This window comes from Gemmatimonadaceae bacterium (genome assembly GCA_035633115.1).
In the GTDB taxonomy this organism is placed as follows: domain Bacteria; phylum Gemmatimonadota; class Gemmatimonadetes; order Gemmatimonadales; family Gemmatimonadaceae; genus UBA4720.
Map to the genome: position 1 here is coordinate 1 of DASQFN010000027.1, position 1,931 is coordinate 1,931.

The 1,931-nt window shown below is 60.5% G+C and carries 2 protein-coding genes; both read left to right on the forward strand.

All coding sequences use genetic code 11. The annotated features are described in order from the left end of the window. On the forward strand, positions 1–1,461 hold a 1,461-nt coding region (locus VES88_02805), incomplete at its 5' end, for a long-chain fatty acid--CoA ligase (GenBank protein ID HYN80404.1). A 179-nt stretch (positions 1,462–1,640) separates the two neighbouring features. Further along, positions 1,641–1,931, forward strand: a 291-nt coding sequence (locus VES88_02810) for a PHB depolymerase family esterase (GenBank protein HYN80405.1), incomplete at its 3' end; no start/stop codon positions are given.

A 1,931-nucleotide genomic window follows, 5' to 3' on the forward strand; every position in this document is an offset into this window, starting at 1 on the left:
TTGACTTACCGCCAGTTCGACGAGCGCGCGACGCGGCTCGCCAACTACTTGCGCGCGACGACCGGAGTGCGAAGCGGCGATTGCGTCGCAGTGCTTTCGACGAACCGCGCCGGCATTCTCGAAGCCTTCTTCGCTGCCGCCAAACTGACGGCCGTGCTCGCTCCGCTCAACTACCGGCTGACGGCGAGCGAACTCGAATACATTCTCGGTGATTGCCAACCGAAATTGTTGCTCTACGAAAAAGCTTTCGCGGATGTGGTGCAGGAACTGAGCCGGCGGGGCGGCGTCCGTCATGCGCTCGCGTTTGACGATGATGACGATGCGGCGGGTGTCTGTTACGAACAGGCGCTCGCGGATGCAAGCTCAACGCAGATCGAGGTTGAAGCCTTCGACCCCGAAATGCCCGCGCTGATCATTTACACTTCGGGCACGACCGGACACCCGAAGGGAGCCGTGCTCTCGCACCGGATGCTCGCGTGGAACTCCATCAACACGAACCTCGCGTGGGACATCGTTTCTACTGACATCACGACCGTTCACGCGCCGCTCTTCCACACCGGCGGCTTCAACGTGCTCACGCTGCCGTTGCTGCACATCGGCGCGAGCCTCCTTATCATGCCGACCTTCGACGCGGCGCGCGTGCTTGAAGTCATCGAGCAACACCGCTGCACCATCTTTTTCGGCGTGCCGACGATGTTTCAGATGATGCTCGAATCGCCGCGCTTCGCGACGACGGATTTCAGTTCCGTGCGCTACTTCATCTCCGGCGGCGCGCCGTGCCCCGTGCCGCTCATCGAAGCCTACCAACGGCGTGGCGTCTCGTTCGTGCAGGGCTACGGCTTAACTGAGGTCGGACCCAACTGCTTCAAGCTCGGTCTCGAAGACGCGGTCCGGAAAGCCGGCTCCATCGGCTTTCCGGTGCTGCACAGCGCGGCGCGCATTGTTGCCTCTGACGGCGGGGATGTCGCGTCAAATGAGGTCGGCGAACTATATTTGCGCGGCGGCCACGTCTGCTCCGGCTACTGGCGCAACGACGAGGCGACAGCGGAGGCACTGCGCGACGGATGGTTTCACACCGGCGACCTCGCGCGGCGGGACGAAGAGGGTTACTACTACATCGCCGGGCGCGCTAAAGACATGATCATCTCCGGCGGCGAAAACATTTATCCGGCGGAAGTCGAAGCCGTGCTCCACGCTCATCCGGCGGTCGCCTCCGCCGCGCTCGTCGGCATCCCCGACACGAAATGGGGCGAAGTCCCAATCGCGGTCATCATCAAGCGCGACACCGCGACGGTGACGCCCGCCGAAATCATCGAGTTTTGCGCGACACGTTTGGCGCGCTATAAACTGCCGAAACAGATTTTTTTCGTCGAAGAGTTTCCGCTCTCGGCTTCGGGCAAGGTGCTCAAACGAACGCTCAAAGAGCACGTCGAAAACAGTCTATCTTCCCTTCCATCCTAAATCGTCTCCAAAGGTTGGCACAGCATAAAAGAGATGATCCACGAAACCAAAGGAAACGAGACGCGAAATGCGTTAGTCTTGCTTCGCGTCTGTTCGTGTGGTTTCGTAGATAACTTTCCTGCTGCGCCCTAATCTCATCAGTTTCGGTTTAGCGGCAAGCCGAAGCGGAGAGTTTGAGCATGAAACACTTCCTGACGTTGAGCTTTGCGCTAACGGCGATGCTTTTAAGCACAGACGTGGCGCGTGCAGGGAGTTGGACGCAAGGCAGCGCTACCAACGCCGCTGGGACGCGTGGCTATAAATTGTGGACTCCCGACCGTTACAACAAGAAGAAGCCTGTGCCGCTCGTGCTGATGCTCCACGGCTGCACGCAGGCGCCCGACGACTTCGCCGCTGGTGCGCGGATGAACGCGGTCGCGGACGCGCACAACTTTCTCGTCGCCTACCCGGAGCAACCCGCCAGCGCGAAC